The organism is Paenibacillus oralis (assembly GCF_003863965.1).
GTDB classification, from domain to species: domain Bacteria; phylum Bacillota; class Bacilli; order Paenibacillales; family Paenibacillaceae; genus Fontibacillus; species Fontibacillus oralis.
In genome coordinates this window covers 1,598,862-1,615,960 of the sequence record NZ_RRCN01000001.1, presented here as the reverse complement: position 1 = coordinate 1,615,960, position 17,099 = coordinate 1,598,862, and the positions used below count along the sequence as shown (strand labels likewise).

Sequence of the window (17,099 nt, the reverse complement as noted above, 5' to 3'; positions counted from 1 at the left end):
ACTGAGTAGCGGAGCGTACGTTTTGGGTACGTGAGCAACTGAAATGTTTCCGTAGGAAACATTCTTCGGAAGCATATGCTTGGCCCGGCTGAATTCAAGATTCGATGCCGAGTTACTTCTTGATTCACTTCGTGATCAAAAGACGACTTTTTGAACAACCTCTTTAAGTAGGCGGAGCCGGAGCCTGACCGTTATCATCAGGAGGATGCCAGGTTTGTCCGTTTTGGCAAACCCGTATTCGTAGAGGGCATGCCAAAGGGTGGCATGAATTCGGAGTGGTACCGCGTAAGATGTCAAAGTCTTTCGTCTCTGTTAATGGAGATGAAAGGCTTTTTTTGCGCATCCGATCTTGGTTAGATAAGCACGAAAATTGATGAAAGGAAGGATATCTATGAGAAATGTTGAAAAGTACGCCAGAGGCTATTTTATGCCGCCGGAGATGAGCTTGAATTGGACCAAGAAGGAATACATTACAGAGGCGCCGATTTGGTGCAGCGTCGACCTTCGCGACGGGAATCAGGCCTTAATCGTTCCGATGAATTTGGAGGAAAAGCTGGAATACTTCAAAATGCTTGTAGATATCGGTTTCAAGGAGATCGAAGTCGGATTTCCTGCGGCATCGGAGACGGAGTTCACCTTTTTGCGCACATTGATCGAGCAGGATTTGATCCCGGACGATGTAACAATCCAAGTGCTTACCCAATCAAGGGAGCATATTATCCGTAAAACGTTCGAATCGCTGAAAGGCGCCAAAAAAGCCGTAGTCCATTTATACAACTCAACTTCCGTGGCGCAGCGGGAACAGGTATTCCGCAAATCCAAACAGGAAATTATCGACATCGCCGTAAATGGCGCCAAGCTGCTCCAGCAGTGCGCGGAGGAAACGGAAGGGAACTTCCAGTTTCAGTATTCTCCCGAGAGTTTTACGGGGACAGAGATCGAATTTGCGCTGGACATCTGCAACAGCGTCCTCGACGTATGGCAGCCGACGGCGGAGAACCCGGTCATTATCAATCTACCCGCAACGGTATCGATGTCGATGCCTCACGTCTATGCCAGTCAGATCGAGTATATGAGCAATCACCTGAAATTCCGGGAGCATGTGATCTTGTCGCTCCATCCGCATAACGACAGGGGAACGGGTGTGGCTGATGCCGAGTTGGGGATGCTGGCCGGCGCCCAGCGCGTCGAAGGCACTTTGTTCGGAAACGGGGAGAGAACAGGGAACGTGGACATTGTGACGCTGGCTCTGAACATGTATTCCCACGGGGTGGACCCGAAATTGAATTTTGAGAATCTCCCGGCGATTGCCTCCGTTTATGAACGGCTGACCAAAATGAGAGTCAGCGAAAGACATCCGTACGGAGGCGAGCTGGTGTTCACCGCTTTCTCCGGCTCGCATCAGGATGCGATTGCTAAAGGGATGAAATGGCGCGAGGAAAAAGAACCCCGGCATTGGTCGGTCCCTTATCTGCTCATTGATCCCAAGGATATCGGCAGGGAGTACGAAGGCGATATTATCCGCATCAACAGCCAGTCCGGCAAAGGCGGGATCGGATACGTGCTGCAGCTGAAGTACGGACTCGATCTCCCGGCGAAAATGCGCGAAAACTTCGGTTACTTCGTCAAAAACGTATCGGATCAGCAGCAAAAGGAACTGATGCCCGATGAAATCTACGATATTTTCTTGCAGGAATATGTGAACATAAAAACGCCAGTCGAGTTTGTCAAATACGGCATTACGGACAATGAAGATTTTCAAACCATCGTCACGATCCGGGCCGGCCATGAAATCAAGGAAATTGCAGGCACCGGAAACGGAAGACTCGATGCGATCAGCAATGCTCTGCAAACTGAGCTTGGACTGAACTATACCGATTTGATCTATACGGAGCACGCTCTGGAAACAGGCTCTAAATCCCAAGCGGTCTCTTATATCGGCATCACGGCTGCCGACGGCAGCGTATATTGGGGTTGCGGCATTGACGTTGATATTATGACCTCCTCCGTGAAAGCCCTGTTTAGCGCCGTGAATCGATTTAGCAGTAATACCCTGGTATAAGTCTAATCAACCGATTTTAGCCGTACGGATGATCATCCGTACGGCTAAAGGCATGTGCCGCTTTTACTGTTCATTCGAAGGCTTATAAAAAAATGGAACTCCATCGGGGGGTTATTTCGTATAACATCTCGTATACCCATTGCTGTACAAGTCAATATTATTTACGTATGGCTTTGTCGGTTGATAAAACTTATCTTACAAAGGGGAGATGGAGTTAATGTGGTTGGAGTATGCGTGGGCACTACTCATTCTTATCGGTTTGGAAGGATTGTTGTCGGCCGACAATGCGCTCGTGCTTGCGGTCATCGCGAAGCACCTGCCGGACGCACAGAAGAAACGAGCGATCAACTATGGGATCATGATGGCCTTTGTCTTTCGTTTTGCCGCGTTATTTGCGATTTCCTTTATTGCTAACGTCTGGCAGGTGCAGGCGATTGGCGCGGCTTATCTCCTATACTTGGGCTTAAAGCACATCATCCAAGCGCGGTTCGGCAAGAAGAATGAGGATGTGCACAAGGACACGAAACAAGAGTCGGCAGGGAAAGGTTTTTGGCCTACAGTAGGAAAAATTGCGCTGGCAGACCTTGCTTTTGCGATCGATTCCATCTTGGCTGCGGTGGCGCTTGCGCTAGGGCTGCCGGACTCGCCGCTTGGCGATTTCGGGGGGATGGACGCGGGGCAATTTATAGTCGTATTGCTCGGCGGAATTGCGGGCCTGGTCTTAATTAAATTTGCAGCTACTTGGTTTGTAAAACTGCTGGCCCAGCGGCCGGCGCTTGAGACGACGGCTTATGCGATCGTTGCCTGGGTCGGGGTAAAGCTTGCCGTAATAACGCTTGCCCATGAGGATATCGGGGTATTGGATCCTCATTTTCCTCATAGCACGGGCTGGACCCTTGTTTTCTATATTGTCTTGGTGGCGATAGCCCTTGTCGGGTGGTTTGCACCCGGCAACAAACCGTCTAAGGCAGATAATGCCCCGCAGTAATAAGGATGTTTTCAGTTTTAAGAGTTACCGTAGGATTTTAAGTCCTACGGCTTTTCTCTTGTCTTAAACCCTACCCGCAAAGTTGAAATATACATCAATCTGCTACATGGGCTTATTTCGTCCAGCACTCAATCACTTTTACGCTGTCGCCGTCCTCCGCGAAGTGCAGGAACTGCATCACGTCACCGGCAGTCTTCTCGCCGGTCGTTGCGTCCTGATTGGTGATTCTGTAATGAATGGCTGCCCAATCTCCGCTGATTAGCATATTATCAAAGCTAATACGCTTTACATCGGTCGATTCAGCAGTGTTCTTTACGGAAGCCTTGTATTCCTCGAGGGTCATGGTGTCGTCATTCGTATGATACTGCAGGTTGCTGTCATAATAGGTATCTGCCCATACCGTCCAAGCATCGAAGCCCTGATTCCAGTTTTCAAAATCGTTCAATATGGCGTTCTGAATTTTCTTGGCCATATCGGTATCAATCGGCGTGGGATGGGTAACAGGATACTTGGCTTCAAGATCCGTTGTAACAGGGATCGTCGCATTGACGATGGCATCCAATGCAGCCTGCTGTGCCGCTTTCGCATCGTCGGTCTGGAAACTTGTCAAACCGTCAAAATCTGCGCCCTTTGTTCCGGCCCAGCCTTCCACAACCCGAGTGCCCAGTTCATCTCCATAGTCCTTGAAGTGGACAAACTCCATCACGCTTCCGTCCGAAGATTTTTTGGTCTGTCGGTCGGTCGTTGTAATGTCATATCGAATTGCAGCCCAGTCGCCACAGATGATCATATTATTGAAGTTGCCCATCTGAATATCGCTGGACTGCAGCGTCGCATTCATGGAAGACTGATATTCCTTCAAGGTGAGTTTCACGCCGTGGACGTTATATAGGGAATCTTCGGTGTACAGAATGTCGCCCCAGGCTTCCCAGGCATCATAGCCTCTGTTCCAGTTTTCAAACCCGTTCAGCAGTCTATTCTGAATATTCTTTTCCATTTCCGTGTCGATGGGGGTGGGATTGATGATTGGGAAAATAGCCGCAAGTTCTTCCGTGTTATCGTAGGAATCAGAAATACTGACTACGGGTTCAACCGGGCTGGAATTTGCTGCATCTTCGGCAAGGCCTGAATCCGTATTGGCTCCACACCCCGCAGCAATCACCCCGATGGCCAAGGCTGTCATGCTCGCCATCAACATCTTTTTCATATTCTTTTTCATGTTCTCAATCTCCTTCCGTGTTATCGTTGTTAGGATTGCTGTGTTATGAGCATATCTTAATGGGTGAAGGTTGAGCGAAGGTAAAAAGAAATCATAAATAATATGAAAGCAAAAAAGAAGCGCAAACCGAACCGAAGTCCGATTTGCGCATTCTATTGTATTTCATACGTTAGACGGGTAGTGTGATAATAAAGGTGCTACCCTCTTGAGGTTTACTTTCCACGCAAATTTCACCGCCACACAGGGAAATGATGCGGAAAACAATGGAAAGTCCAATGCCGTTGCCCCGCACAGCGGAGGTCGTGTCGTGCTGATAATATTTCTCAAAGATATGCGCGGCGGTTTCTTCGTCCATGCCCACACCGCTGTCGGAAAATTTAAGCGTAAGCTGATCTGATGTGCATTTGGCGGAAATTTTGATTTCCCCGTGTTCAGGGGTGAATTTGATGGCGTTGCTAAGCAGGTTGATCCATACCTGTTCCATCAGTTCCGCATTGCCCACATAAGATATATCGTCTACATCCAGCTCCAGCTCAACCTTCTTCTGTTCGACTTTCGGAAGCAGCAGGATTGCACACCGTTTTATTTGCTCGGATAAATCGTATGCTTCTTTTTCGGTGATGATTTCGCAGGCTTCGACCTTGGAAAGCAGAAGCGTGTTCTGCGACAATGTGGACAAACGAAGGGATTCATCGGCAATGACCCGAAGATACTGAATCCGTTCCGGGCTCTCAATGCCATCTCCTGTGTCAATAAGGTATTGGGCAAATCCGGAGATTGAAGTAATCGGCGTTTTGAATTCATGGGAAAACTCGTTGACAAAGTTTTGCATCTCTGCCTTCGTGTTTTTCAGTTCTGCCGTCATGCGATTAAACCCATCATAGATGGGTGCATATTCTTCCGCCTTTCTGCTGTCTAACCGCACCTCCAGATTGCCGTCGGATACTTCTTTTATTCCAATCAACAGATCACCCATTTTCCGGCGGACGGATCGTAGCGTAAAAAATGTTCCCAAACCGACAGCAATAATCATAAGCGGGATGATAGCCAGCATGGAAAGAGCGTTATCCCTGGTCATGCCCAGCCAGTATGTAGCGATAAGCCCGTAGGCCATCACTGCGCCGACAACTACGATTGCGTCTGCAACAAAAACCCACCGGAATTGAACCAGCTTAAAGGTTGCGTCTAGTTTATACTGTTTCATGGCCGCCTCCCATCTTATGGATGACCGCTTTATATCCAAGTCCCCGAATGGATATCAACTCGAATTCTTTGCACATCGAAAACTTGTTGCGCAGACGGCTGATGTAGGTTTTGATGGTATCGTACTCTGTCTCGGAATCGTAACCCCAAATCTCGTCCATCAACTGCTGTTTGGTGAACACGACATTGGGATAGGAGAGAAACTTGTACAGCAGGTCAAATTCCTTGTTTGTCAGCGGAATTGTTTCTTCGTTATATTGAGCGGAAAAGGTGTTCTGATCCATGGAGAAGCCGCCGATCACAATACGCTTTTCGTTGGCAATCTGTGCTCGCCGCAGCAGGGCCTCAATACGCCAATTAAGTTCCTCATAGTCGATGGGCTTTGTCATGTAATCATCCACGCCCGAGGCAAATCCATCCTTTTTGTGGGAAAAGGTGTTCATGGCCGTCAGCATGATGACAGGCGTCATATCGCCGGCATCCCGCAGGGTGCGCACCAGTTCATAACCGTTCATGTTCGGCATTTGAATATCCACCACGAGCAGATCCATATGTTCGCGATCGAGAACTTCTAACGCTTCTTGGCCATCAGCAGCTTCTTTGATTTTATATAATGGGCTGAGTTTCGCTTTCGTCAAAAGACGCACCATCTGGTCATCTTCAACGATAAGAATTGTAATCATACATTCCCTCCTTTCAGAGTTAGTATAAAGTATATCTGCGAAGGGTTGAACGAAAGTAAATAGAGTAAATCATCAATGAATGTGATGATTTGTGAGCTATGGTTTTAAACGCTTGGGGTATATTTGTCCGCATTTTATTATACCGCATTTTGCACTACCTAAACTGATAAGTCCCTCGTATGATTTGCGGGATAACCATCACAAGCCGTCTCTTATATCAGGATCACGGCTTCGGACGGCTGCGTATATTGGGGTTGCGGCATAGACGTTGATTATAATGACCTCATCCGTAAAAGCTCTGTTTAGCGCCGTGAACCGATTTAGCCGCAATACCCTGGTTTAAGTCTGGTCAGCAGAGATTAGATGAGATTCTTTACAAACTGACGTAGGTCAGATAAAATGTTTCCGTACTCGAAATTGAATCTTGGAGGTAAGTATGGAAACGAAAGTGATAGTTGCCAGCAAGGCATCATTATGGGGGAGATCTTTTCTTTTTATAATGGCTGCGAACGCCCTTTTGTTCATGGTGTTCGAAATGATGCTCCCCACGCTGCCGCTGTTTGTTTCGCATCTGGGCGGCGGGGCTTCGCAAATTGGACTGGTAACGGGGGTCTTCATGTTTTCGGCCATTCTGATTCGGCCGTTTACGGCGAAACTGGCAGCGCGTATTGATAAAAAGTATTTGTTGCTGATCGGGGTGGCCATCTGCGCGGGAACGACAGGCGCATACTACCTTTCGTCAGGTACGGCGATGATTTTGATATTTCGGATTATCCATGGATTGGGTTTTGGTTTGGCAACGACTTACTTCGCTACGCTGGCGGCGGAGAACATTCCAAAGGAACGCCGCGGAGAAGGAATGGGCTATTTTGGAGTGGGGGAGACGGTGGCCGTCTCGGTTGGACCGCTGATCGGGATGAGTGTGCTGGTGAAGCATGACTTTCACGGTCTATTCTTCAGCGGCATGTTCATTCTGCTTTTGGCCCTTCTAATGGCGGCGTTCGTCTCCCGTAAGCCTCAGGTTCCTGATGCGGCTGAGCATACGGAAGTGCCCTTTAAGCTGATCGAGAAAAGAGTGCTTTTTCCTGCGCTGCTCATTATGCTGGTAGGCGTTGCAGCCGGTTCAATTATGTCGTTTATTGCTTTGTATGCTGCCGAAAAAGGATTTACTACGGTAGCTTGGTTCTTCTTCATTGTCGCCTTCGCCAGCTTTGCGGTCCGTCTCGTGTCCGGCAAGATATTCGATCGGCTCGGTCCGGGTTTTGTACTCGTACCTTCGGCCGTGTTCATCGGCGCCGGCATCTGGCTTTTGACATTGGCAGGAAGCGACGTGATGTTTCTCTTTTCGGCGGTCGTGTACGGCTTAGGGTTTGGTGCAGTCTTTCCGGCGATTCAAACCTGGTGCATCAACCTGGTTGGCGAGTATGAACACGAAAACGCTATGGCATCCTTTTTAAATTTCTTTGACCTAGGAATAGGAGGAGGGGCCATGCTACTGGGATTGGTTGCTTCGGCATTCTCCTACGAAGTGGTGTATTATATAGTTATAGCTATCATGGCCGTATACTTGCTTCTGTATGCTGGTTATATGAGAAAAAAGAGGGGCTAATCCACCCTATGGGGGGAAAGAGTTGATTAGAGAGAAAATTAAAGAAATTGCGATTCAGCACTTTAACCGTTACGGGTACGAAGGCACCCGAATGGCGCAAATCGCCGAAGAGACGGGCATCCGGAAGCAGTCGCTTTCTTATCATTTTTCGAGCAAGAAGGAGTTGCTGCTGGAGTTGTATGAAGAAGCGGTTCGGAATGAAATCGAATTTGTACGTCATTATTTTCAAACTGGTGGCGGATTATCCTGGGAAGGTCGGCTGTATGCCTTCCTTATTGAGCATAAGAACCGCTTTTTGACGCACCCCCACGTAAACTTAATGTTTATGTTTTCGTTTATCACGCCGCTTGAAGTTAACGACTTTATTTTGTCTCAATACAGGAAATACCTTGCTGTGTTAAAAGCAGAGCTGACTGCAGTGTTTAACGAGGCTGGACAGTCATCGCCGGAAGAATGTGCGGTAGCTTTCGTTACCCTGCTGGACGGACTTGATGTGCAGTTAGTCTACGAGACACGCCAATCTTATGAACGCACACTGGCGATTGCCTGGAAAGTATTTCTCGATGGAGTTCGGCATGCTTAGCTGAGCGTTGTATTGCTGATGAAACATGGAAATGTTTTATCATTTTTGCAAGAAGCGGCCAGCGGGACGACTAGCCAAAGCGGAGGAAAGCGAACCAGATCGACCTTCGAGGCACCGCCAGGCCTGACATAGGTAACTGTGCACCTTAAACATTTCCAGGGCCAAGCCGATCAGGTGGAAATATAAATATCGTTATAAGGTGAGTTCTATAAGTAAAGCCCGGGCGAATGGCAAAGATTATCTCATTGACAAAATATTTCACAGCGAGTAGTATTGAAAAATATTTAAATCGTTGTAGTTGTTATCAATAATTGAATAACTAGCAAGCTATGATGGCTATGGATCGTACTATAGCAGGAGCAGCTTCTGGAGAGACCGCGGAATTCCACGGCGCCGAAGGGTTCACAATCTCAGGCAAAAGGACAGAAGAGTATTAAATATTTATTTGTTATATTTATTATTCTTATGACCAGGAGATTGGAGCGCATCCAGTCTCTTTTTTTATTGGCGTTAATCATTGTTCATCTTTTCACGTGCTTGAATTTAATTGATTAAGGGGGAGCTAGGCTTGGCACAACAAGAATTGAAGAGAGATTTAGAAAATCGGCATGTTCAACTCATCGCCATTGGCGGTACCATTGGTACCGGATTGTTTTTGGGATCAGGCAAAGCCATTCAACTGGCGGGTCCGTCCATTATCTTTGCTTATTTCATCGTGGGAATCGCCATATTTTTTGTGATGAGGGCGCTAGGGGAACTCCTGTTGTCTAAAACAGGTTATCAATCTTTTACGGATATTGCCGAAGATTATCTTGGACCGCGTGCCGCTTTTGTAACCGGATGGACCTATTGGTTTTGCTGGATCATGACGGCTATGGCCGATGTGATCGCGGTTGGGGTATATGTACAATATTGGTTTGATATCCCGCAATGGGTGCCTGAAATCATCTGCTTAATCATTTTATTAGGACTCAATCTGTTAACTGTAAAAAATTTTGGCGAATTGGAGTTTTGGTTTGCGTTAATTAAGGTAGTGACGATTCTCGCGTTAATTGCCATTGGGGTTGTCCTGCTGGTCATAGGATTCAAAACGGATGCAGGAATGGTCACGGTTCGTAATATTTGGGGACATGGCGGCATATTTCCAAACGGAGTTCCGGGTTTCTTGCTTTCCTTCCAAATGGTTGTGTTTGCCTTTGTTGGTGTAGAGTTAGTGGGGGTATCGGCCGCGGAAACATCCAATCCGGAAAAAAATATCCCCTCGGCGATTAATAAAATTCCTCTTCGAATTTTATTTTTCTACGTTGGCGCCATTATTGCCCTATTGTGCATTAACCCCTGGACGGAACTAAGTCCGGCAGAGAGCCCTTTTGTTAAAACGTTTAGTTTGGTCGGGATTCCGATTGCCGCGGGAATTATTAACTTTGTCGTATTAACTTCAGCCGCTTCCGCTTGTAACAGCGGGATGTTCTCAACAAGTCGAATTTTATACAATTTGAGCAAGAATCGTCAGGCTTCATCCCATTTTGCCAAGCTGAATAAAAACCATGTGCCCAGAAACGGGCTGTTGATCTCTACGCTTGTCCTGTCCGGGGGAGCTCTTTTGAGCAAGCTTATTCCGGAGCAGGCGTTTGGTATCGTGACCACCATCAGTGCCATTTGTTTTATTTGGGTTTGGGGTGTGGTTCTCGTTTGTCATATAAAATATAAGAAGACACAGCCGCAGTTGCAGGCAAAATCGAAATTTAAAGCACCGTTCACCCCCTTTATTAATTATGCAGTTTTAACGTTGTTTGCTATAATTCTTGTAATTATGCTGGTTGCCAAAGAAACACGCTTGGCCTTATTATTGACACCACTATGGTTTATTCTGCTATTTGTTTTGTATTATTCGAATAGAAGAAAAGCGGGTAAATCATCATAAACAGTGTTATTCCAGAATCATTAATAATTGGGGAGAACAATATGAAGACGATCACGGTGCAAAGTCTTGCGGAAAAGTTTCATATGGAAGTGCTTGCTGGGGCGGGGCGTATGGATCGCGTGATTACCCGTCCACGGGCGCACAGACCTGGGTTGGAGTTCGTGGGGTATTTTGATTTTTTTCCGATGGAACGGGTGCAAGTGCTTGGCCGTAAGGAAGTTAACTATCTATTGACATTAACCGTAGAAGAACGCAAGCTGCATATCGGCAACATCGTCAAATATCATCCGCCGTGCTTTATTGTGACGTCAGGACAGCAGGAGATCCCGTATTTGACCTTGTTCTGCGATCAGGAGGGGATTCCGCTGCTAAGGACCGAGGAGACGACAACGGAGTTTATCGCCAAGCTGGACAGCTATCTGGTCAAGGCACTTGCCCCGGAGATCTCGATCCATGGGGTATGTGTGAATGTATCGGGCATAGGCGTCCTGCTCCGCGGTAAATCCGGGATTGGCAAAAGCGAAACCGCCCACACGCTCATCAGAAGGGGCCACCGGTTCGTTGCGGACGATATTGTGGTGTTGAAGAAGCTGGGCCCGGCCACTTTGCTTGGAACGCATAATGAAACCACGCGCGAATTCCTCGCGCTGCGCAGCATCGGCCTGATTAATGTCGTACGCCAATATGGGCGCAGGGCTTTTCAGGATGAGACGCGAATTGTACTCGACATTGAATTGGCTCCATGGAGGGAAGACGCTCTGAATAATGAGCTGGAACTGGAACCTCAGTTCACGGAATATCTAGGCGTCAAGATTCCGCATATCGAAGTCCAGCTCCAGCCGGGGCGGGATGTGGCCGGTCTGATTGAGGCGGCGGCCAACAATTGGTATCTCAAGCAGTTCGGCTACAGTGCCGCCGAAGAGTTCATGCAGCGGATCGAGAACAAAATGCAGTAAGTGGCCACCAAATCGTGAGAATAGATCCATAAAATTCCTTTATTTCACGCAACATGGGGATATCGGCTGAAATAGCGCCCTTTTTTCCCTTTATGTTGTCACCCGAGATCGGCCGCCTCTATTCATTACCATGATACCGCCCTTTGGGTACCACCAACGGGGAGCCCGAAATGGGGTCTTTGATCACCGTGCAGTCGAGCCCGAAAATGTCTTTGACCAATGTGGTTGTAATCACTTGTGACGGCTCACCTTCAGCCACGAGCTTTCCTTGATGAAGCGCAAAAATATGGTCTGCATAACGCGCGGACAAGTTGATATCATGTAGAACCATGACAATCGTAGTTCCATGTTTTCGGTTAAGGTCTGTGAGCAGGTCAAGAATTTCGACTTGATAGGTGATATCTAAAAAGGTTGTCGGTTCATCGAGAAATAAAATGTCGGTTTGTTGCGCCAGAGCCATGGCAATCCAGACGCGCTGCCGTTGACCGCCTGAAAGCTCGTCAATATTGTGATTCGCAAACTCCGTTATGTCCATAATTCGCATCGCTTCAGCAACGGCCTCATAATCCTTTTTAGTCCATCCGCCGAACAATGATTGGTGCGGGAACCTTCCCCGTCCAACCAAATCCGCTACAGAAATGCCCTCCGGAACGATAGGGGATTGCGGCAGCAGCCCGATCACGCGCGCCAGCTGTTTTGGCGGCATTTTGCCGATGGGCTTGCCGTCTATCGTGATTTTGCCCGACGTAGGCTTTAACAGCCTTGCCAGGGTTTTCAGGAGCGTAGACTTTCCGCAGCCATTGGCTCCGATAATAACGCTTATTTTATGACTGGGGATAACAAGGTCTACTCCTTGGATAATCGTCTTATGATCATAGCCGGCTACGAGCTGTTCAGCTTGAAAAAGATGTGTCGGTTTCATTATAGTTCTCCCTTTCGATTCATTCGGATGAGCAGGAAGATGAGATACGGCGCTCCGAGTATTCCGGTCATGATGCCCACAGGGAATCTGTACTCGAAAGCAAACTGTCCGATTAAATCTGCCGCCAAAACCAAATTAACGCCGACAAGACCCGCTGGAATGACGTTCGAGAAGCCGGCTCCGGCCAGTCTTTTCGCGATCGGTCCCGAAAGGAAGGAGACAAAAGCGATGGGGCCCGTGGTAGCGGTAGCAAGCGCAATCATGCAGACTGAACTCAAAATAAGCGCCATTCTGGTCTTGTCCGTGTTCACTCCAAGCGAAGTAGCCGATTGTTCTCCAAGTTCCAATAGACTTAGATGTTTTCCCAGCACGATAACGATAGGCGTAAAGATCAATACCGTTAGGACAAGAGGCGGAAGTTCGTGCATTTGCGAACCGTTCAGGCTGCCGCTAAGCCATCTGAGGGCTGCGGGAATATCTTGTTGCGCACCAGCCAGCAGCAGGTAGGATATCAGGGCGTCAAGCATGGCCTGTATGCCGATTCCGACGAGGATTAACCGCCCGACCGCAAATGACTTCCCCCTGGATAATATATAAATGATGATAACTGTAGCAAGACCGGCAATCACCGAAGCAACGGAAACCACCGCTCTGTTTGAATGAAGTATGGTGATGCAAAAAACAGCCGCCGCACTCGAGCCGGAGGTAATGCCGATGACATTCGGGTTCGCAAGGGGGTTGCGCAGCATAGTCTGGAAGACGTATCCGGCAACACCAAAAGCAAATCCGGCGAAAAGACCTGCCAGCATTCTCGGTAGACGTAGGGTATTCACCGCAAAAGACACGCCTTTAAGCGGCTCGCCCGAAAGCGCCCGGATGACATCTTGAACCGGATAAATGGTGTTTCCCAGTAACAGCATAGCGCAGCAAAGCACGCATGCAAGTACTGCAAGGAAGCCGGTGATCAGTATCCACCGGCGGCGTCTTTGACGTCGGCCCGCCATGATAAACTCTATAGTTTCATTTTTCATAATGAACGCACTTTCGATCTCATCGCTAATATGATTAGGATTGGAGCTCCTATAAACGCTGTAACTACACCGACTTCAAGCTCTCCCGGGCTGCCGATGAGCCTGCCGCATACATCCGCTAACGTCAAAATGATTGCTCCTGCAATAGCCGACATGGGGATAACCAAACGCAGGTCGGGCCCAAGCATGAGACGTATGACGTGCGTGGCCAAAAGCCCGATAAAACCAATCGGGCCTGCGAGGGCCGTAGCCGCCCCGCATAGAACAACACCTGCAAAAGCTGCAACAAACCGCAGTAATCCTGTGCGAACGCCCAGTCCGGTCGCGGCATCGTCCCCCAATGCCAGCGCATTTAGCGCTGGTGCAGTCATTACGGCGATCAGTAAGCCAACGATCAGAAACGGGGTGAACGTAGCCATAGCGCTCCAGGTTGCCGAGCCGACGCTGCCCACTTGCCAAAACCGGAATTGATCCATAACATAGGAGCGCGGAATCATGATGGCGGTGACCAGAGAAGAAAGCGCGGCGCTTGTGGCGGCTCCGGCCAAAACAAGCTTAATGGGCGTGGCGCCGCCACGCCCCATAGAGCCGATTCCAAATACGAACACTGCAGTAATCGCAGCTCCAACTAAAGCTAGCCATATATATTGGTTTGCGGTGCTTATATTCAAAAATGCAATACCGCAAACCACAAACAAGGACGCGCCTGTGTTCACTCCCAGTATACTCGGGTCGGCAATCGGGTTACGGGTGACCGATTGCATCAGCGCTCCGGAAACGCCAAGCGCCGCACCGCAAAACAAACTGAACACGGTTCGGGAAATTCTTTTGCGAACCACGTTAGCCCCGAAGGATTGTACGTCTTGATGAAATAAACCTTCTATCAGTTCATTAAACTTTACCATCCGAGAGCCAAAGACCAGAGATGCAACTACGCACACGCCAAGCAAGACTATACAAATCACCAGAACCGTCGTAAAGTGCTTCGGCATATGCAAGCTTGGCTGTTTGTTTTTTGAAACCGAAGAACTATTCATTGATCTTATCAATAGCTCCTCCTATTAAAGCCAGATATTCATCAATGGTATAAGCTATCGAAAGCGGGTTTGGAGTTCCGGCAGCCACTAAAGGGGTATCGCTGTCGATAAATGCAACAGAACCTCTCTTGATCGCAGGGATTTTGCCAAGTAGTGAATCGGCTTGGAGCGTCTTCAACAATTCGTTATTCCCATATCCAACGATGAGATCGGCATCGTAAAGGGCCTCGACATTCTCAGCACTTAAATTCAAAGAGTAGCTATTAGGGTCCGTAATCTGTTTCGTAACACTTTCAGGATAAACCATGCCCAGTTCATACAAGAAAGCGACGCGAGAGTCTACAGGCGTATAAATATGCAATTGCGACAAATCTTCTGCGGAGAAGTTAACCCAAACCACTTTTTTGCCTTTAATTTGAGGATATTGGCTTAGTTTTTCGTTAACCATATCCTCGGTGTCCTTGATAAGTTGTTCCCCTTCCGCTTTCATGCCCATGCCTTCCGCATTCAACAGGACCTGCTCACGCCATGTGGTCGACCAAGGAGCGGTCGGATAGGCCACAACCGGAGCGATTTGACTAAGAAGATCGTAGTCTTCCTGAGTTATACCGGAGTAAGCGGCAAGAATGACATCCGGGTCCGCATCGGAAATCGCCTCAAAATCAAGGCCGTCCGTATCCTGAAAAACATTAGGATCGCTTACGCCAAGTTCCTTGAGTTTTTCCGCGGTCCAAGGCAAAAGTCCGCTGCCATCCTGAACGCCGAAATTCGCCGCCGAGAAGCCTACAGGAACAACACCGAGAGCGAGGGCAACATCATGATTCGCCCATTGAATGGTAACTACCCGTTCAGGTTTGCTTTCAATGACACTTTCGCCAAAAGCATGCTTGATCACGATTGGATATTCAGAATTCGCATCTTGCGAAGCGGGTGTTTCTGTTTTAGGCGTTTCAGCCGAAGTTGGTGCAGATGTTGAACTTGATTGCTGGCCTGAACAACCAACCAGCGCGATTATAAGCACAACCGGAATAAGCAATGTTCCTAATGAGGCTTTTCGTTTTGCATTCATTGGTATACCCTTTCTTATCATGAACTGTATTTTTAAATAGCGCGGATAGTTGATAATGATTATCAAAGTCAATATACTGTCCCATTGCCGGGTTGTCAATGAAAAATTTGTAAGTGCTTATCTTTTAATTGCTTTGTTATTTTTTATTTTTTGCTTGCACCTTACGTAACGTCATCTTTTATACTTAAGCTACCGGTAAACAGTTAGCGCTAACGAAGGAGTTTCTATGAAACGACATTGGAAGGTGGGGGATCTTGCCAAACTAGCGGGACTCACCGTGCGGACTTTGCGATATTACGATCAGATCGGCTTGTTCTCGCCATCGGGGCAGACGGAGTCCGGTCACAGGCTGTACAATGAATCCGACCTGTCACGCCTGCAGCAGATTTTATCGCTTAAGGAATTGGGCTTGTCTCTGGAGGAGGTCAGGTCCGTCCTAAACGACGAACAGATCAGCCCGTTGGAAATTGTCAACCTGCAAATGGCCCGAATTAAAGAACAAATCAAACAGCAGCAAATGCTCCTTGATCAGCTTTATCATGTATCCAAATCGATGCAGGGGAAGGCGCCCTTAGCGGTTGAAGACTTCACGAAACTCTTGCAAGCGATGAAAAAGAGCCATGAGAAGCTGGTCGTCGAGCGCCGGATGAGCTGGGAGCACCGTCTGGATTTACTGGGCGATTTTCTTGCCGGGGAAGAGAAAAAACCGAAATCTAAGGAGGACTAACATGACCGAACGATTTGTTAAACACGCCACCTTCGTCGTCGAAAAGACTTATGCCGCATCGCCTGCGAAGGTCTACCAAGCTTGGGCCGATCCGGCCGCCAAAGCAAAGTGGTTTTCAAAAGCCGATACTTTCGAATTCCGTGTCGGAGGACGCGAATACAGCAGCGGAGGTCCGCCGGAGGGGCCCGTCTTTACTTTTGATGCTTGCTACCAAGAGATTGTACCGGAGCAGCGCATCGTCTATAGCTACACCTTGGATTCGGATGATGTACGTATCTCCGTTTCGCTCACAACAGTCGAGCTTATCCCGGTCGAGGGCGGCACGAAGCTGGTCTTCACCGAGCAAGGGGCCTTTTTCGACGGGCACGATACGCCGGAAATACGCGAGCATGGCACAAATGAGATGCTTGATGCCCTTGGCAAAACACTTGAATAGGGGGGAGTCCATGACGGCAACCTTCGAGGAGCTGGGCGGCCGAACAAGAGTTATTTTTCGCCAGCTATTTATGAAGACGGCGGAGTTCGAAGACTAAGAAATACTGCACCGAGGGCAATGAACAAAACTTGGATCGGCTGGAAGGTCTGTTGGAGCAAACCAAGGGGCGTCCTTTAGAATAAAGGCATTTGTCGTCCTTCAAAATAGCGGAACTTTATGTTCTTATTATCTGGAACCAGGCATGTTCATCCCCGTTAGTGGAATTTTTTGTACTTATTTTCCTGTGGATGGTTCAGAACGTGGGCATTTCCTTGCGACGAGAGGGAATAGCGACCTAAATTACCTCTATTTCTCTCAAACGGACGGATACCGCCGAGTTAACGACATTTTTTACCCTTATGTGACGCTGGAGTTTCTGCCGCAGTTAACAGGCAATAAAAGGAGCCCGGGAGGACCGGGAGGGGGACTCGTTTTTGTACGGTACCCGGGAAACCCTCCAACTGGGCATGTGGGAAGCGGGGATAGAGGCAAACTCGGTTTATGTCACTTATTTACTGAAATGCCGGCCGATGCGCTTACAATAAACCTGAGGCCAGAGCGGCATGTCTGCCCCATCTGCAGAAAAGCGAGAGGGAAGTCATATATCTTCC

15 protein-coding genes, 2 pseudogenes, 1 riboswitch and 1 other annotated feature (1 of these 19 only partly in view) are annotated in these 17,099 nt (G+C 48.3%); of the genes and pseudogenes, 10 read left to right on the top strand and 7 right to left on the bottom strand.

Features of this window, described 5'->3' with window-relative positions:
* Nucleotides 1-314: a binding site (T-box leader), on the top strand (it extends 174 nt beyond the left edge of the window).
* Nucleotides 315-391: 77 nt separating this feature from the next.
* Together leuA and EHV15_RS07605 are read left to right on the top strand one after the other, a co-directional pair.
* On the top strand, nt 392-2,062 hold the full coding sequence (gene leuA / locus EHV15_RS07610; protein ID WP_128630705.1) for a 2-isopropylmalate synthase: 1,671 nt from the start codon (nt 392-394) through the stop codon (nt 2,060-2,062).
* Between the two features lie 208 nt (nt 2,063-2,270).
* Entirely contained in the window at nt 2,271-3,050 is a 780-nt protein-coding gene (locus EHV15_RS07605) for a TerC family protein (protein WP_128630704.1), read from the top strand.
* 112 nt (nt 3,051-3,162) lie between these two features.
* On the opposite strand, the gene EHV15_RS07600 is transcribed toward EHV15_RS07605, so the two are convergent.
* The 3 genes from EHV15_RS07600 to EHV15_RS07590 all read right to left on the bottom strand — a co-directional run bounded on the left by EHV15_RS07600 (nt 3,163) and on the right by EHV15_RS07590 (nt 6,155).
* Nucleotides 3,163-4,269, bottom strand: a complete 1,107-nt coding sequence (locus tag EHV15_RS07600; RefSeq protein ID WP_128630703.1) for a nuclear transport factor 2 family protein — start codon at nt 4,267-4,269, stop codon at nt 3,163-3,165.
* Between the two features lie 169 nt (nt 4,270-4,438).
* Complete coding sequence (locus EHV15_RS07595) at nt 4,439-5,473, bottom strand: HAMP domain-containing sensor histidine kinase (protein WP_128630702.1); 1,035 nt, start codon at nt 5,471-5,473, stop codon at nt 4,439-4,441.
* Nucleotides 5,460-6,155 (bottom strand): response regulator transcription factor, encoded by a 696-nt coding sequence (locus EHV15_RS07590; protein ID WP_128630701.1) that lies wholly within the window; start codon nt 6,153-6,155, stop codon nt 5,460-5,462. Before EHV15_RS07590 ends, EHV15_RS07595 begins: the two co-directional genes overlap by 14 nt.
* Nucleotides 6,156-6,353: 198 nt before the next feature.
* Here EHV15_RS07590 and EHV15_RS38240 point away from each other — a divergent pair.
* The 5 genes and pseudogenes from EHV15_RS38240 to hprK form a co-directional block, all read left to right on the top strand.
* Nucleotides 6,354-6,498: pseudogene (locus tag EHV15_RS38240) on the top strand (alpha-isopropylmalate synthase regulatory domain-containing protein); the annotation flags it as partial.
* Between the two features lie 93 nt (nt 6,499-6,591).
* Complete coding sequence (locus tag EHV15_RS07585) at nt 6,592-7,764, top strand: MFS transporter (RefSeq protein ID WP_128630700.1); 1,173 nt, start codon at nt 6,592-6,594, stop codon at nt 7,762-7,764.
* Nucleotides 7,765-7,786: 22 nt separating this feature from the next.
* Nucleotides 7,787-8,347 (top strand): TetR/AcrR family transcriptional regulator, encoded by a 561-nt coding sequence (locus tag EHV15_RS07580; protein ID WP_128630699.1) that lies wholly within the window; start codon nt 7,787-7,789, stop codon nt 8,345-8,347.
* Between the two features lie 356 nt (nt 8,348-8,703).
* A riboswitch (glycine riboswitch) is annotated at nt 8,704-8,783 on the top strand.
* A 132-nt stretch (nt 8,784-8,915) separates the two neighbouring features.
* Nucleotides 8,916-10,271: an amino acid permease gene (locus tag EHV15_RS07570; protein ID WP_128630698.1), complete on the top strand. Its 1,356-nt coding sequence runs from the start codon at nt 8,916-8,918 to the stop codon at nt 10,269-10,271.
* Nucleotides 10,272-10,312: 41 nt separating this feature from the next.
* Nucleotides 10,313-11,227 (top strand): HPr(Ser) kinase/phosphatase, encoded by a 915-nt coding sequence (gene hprK, locus EHV15_RS07565; RefSeq protein WP_128630697.1) that lies wholly within the window; start codon nt 10,313-10,315, stop codon nt 11,225-11,227.
* A 118-nt stretch (nt 11,228-11,345) separates the two neighbouring features.
* On the opposite strand, the gene EHV15_RS07560 is transcribed toward hprK, so the two are convergent.
* From EHV15_RS07560 to EHV15_RS07545, 4 genes are read right to left on the bottom strand one after another with little or no spacing between them, the layout of a single operon-like run.
* Nucleotides 11,346-12,149 carry an ABC transporter ATP-binding protein gene (locus tag EHV15_RS07560; protein WP_128630696.1) on the bottom strand — a complete coding sequence of 268 codons (804 nt, stop codon included), beginning with the start codon at nt 12,147-12,149 and terminating at the stop codon, nt 11,346-11,348.
* Entirely contained in the window at nt 12,149-13,180 is a 1,032-nt protein-coding gene (locus tag EHV15_RS07555; protein ID WP_128630695.1) for a FecCD family ABC transporter permease, read from the bottom strand. The genes EHV15_RS07560 and EHV15_RS07555 overlap by 1 nt, the downstream gene beginning before the upstream one ends.
* Nucleotides 13,177-14,217 (bottom strand): FecCD family ABC transporter permease, encoded by a 1,041-nt coding sequence (locus EHV15_RS07550; RefSeq protein ID WP_128630694.1) that lies wholly within the window; start codon nt 14,215-14,217, stop codon nt 13,177-13,179. Before EHV15_RS07550 ends, EHV15_RS07555 begins: the two co-directional genes overlap by 4 nt.
* A complete protein-coding gene (locus tag EHV15_RS07545) occupies nt 14,210-15,286 on the bottom strand; it encodes an iron-siderophore ABC transporter substrate-binding protein (protein WP_128630693.1) in 1,077 nt (358 codons plus the stop codon). Before EHV15_RS07545 ends, EHV15_RS07550 begins: the two co-directional genes overlap by 8 nt.
* A 226-nt stretch (nt 15,287-15,512) precedes the next feature.
* Here EHV15_RS07545 and EHV15_RS07540 point away from each other — a divergent pair, with 226 nt between their 5' ends.
* From EHV15_RS07540 to EHV15_RS37210, 3 genes and pseudogenes are all read left to right on the top strand, one after another.
* Nucleotides 15,513-16,013, top strand: coding sequence for a MerR family transcriptional regulator (locus tag EHV15_RS07540; protein ID WP_128630692.1), 501 nt, complete (start codon nt 15,513-15,515; stop codon nt 16,011-16,013).
* 1 nt (nt 16,014) lies between these two features.
* On the top strand, nt 16,015-16,449 hold the full coding sequence (locus EHV15_RS07535; protein ID WP_128630691.1) for an SRPBCC family protein: 435 nt from the start codon (nt 16,015-16,017) through the stop codon (nt 16,447-16,449).
* 440 nt (nt 16,450-16,889) lie between these two features.
* A pseudogene (locus tag EHV15_RS37210) lies at nt 16,890-17,070 on the top strand (uracil-DNA glycosylase); the annotation flags it as partial.
* Between the last annotated feature and the right edge of the window lie 29 nt (nt 17,071-17,099).

Bases quoted from the DNA above. Each gene is read 5' to 3' on its own strand.
- EHV15_RS07540 (WP_128630692.1), top strand. From the start codon at position 15,513: ATGAAACGACATTGGAAGGTGGGGGATCTTGCCAAACTAGCGGGACTC.
- EHV15_RS07585 (WP_128630700.1), top strand. From the start codon at position 6,592: ATGGAAACGAAAGTGATAGTTGCCAGCAAGGCATCATTATGGGGGAGA.
- EHV15_RS07545 (WP_128630693.1), bottom strand. From the start codon at position 15,286: ATGAATGCAAAACGAAAAGCCTCATTAGGAACATTGCTTATTCCGGTT.
- leuA (WP_128630705.1), top strand. From the start codon at position 392: ATGAGAAATGTTGAAAAGTACGCCAGAGGCTATTTTATGCCGCCGGAG.
- EHV15_RS07595 (WP_128630702.1), bottom strand. From the start codon at position 5,473: ATGAAACAGTATAAACTAGACGCAACCTTTAAGCTGGTTCAATTCCGG.
- EHV15_RS07560 (WP_128630696.1), bottom strand. From the start codon at position 12,149: ATGAAACCGACACATCTTTTTCAAGCTGAACAGCTCGTAGCCGGCTAT.
- EHV15_RS07535 (WP_128630691.1), top strand. From the start codon at position 16,015: ATGACCGAACGATTTGTTAAACACGCCACCTTCGTCGTCGAAAAGACT.
- EHV15_RS07600 (WP_128630703.1), bottom strand. From the start codon at position 4,269: ATGAAAAAGAATATGAAAAAGATGTTGATGGCGAGCATGACAGCCTTG.
- EHV15_RS07605 (WP_128630704.1), top strand. From the start codon at position 2,271: ATGGAGTTAATGTGGTTGGAGTATGCGTGGGCACTACTCATTCTTATC.
- EHV15_RS07590 (WP_128630701.1), bottom strand. From the start codon at position 6,155: ATGATTACAATTCTTATCGTTGAAGATGACCAGATGGTGCGTCTTTTG.
- hprK (WP_128630697.1), top strand. From the start codon at position 10,313: ATGAAGACGATCACGGTGCAAAGTCTTGCGGAAAAGTTTCATATGGAA.
- EHV15_RS07555 (WP_128630695.1), bottom strand. From the start codon at position 13,180: ATGAAAAATGAAACTATAGAGTTTATCATGGCGGGCCGACGTCAAAGA.
- EHV15_RS07550 (WP_128630694.1), bottom strand. From the start codon at position 14,217: ATGAATAGTTCTTCGGTTTCAAAAAACAAACAGCCAAGCTTGCATATG.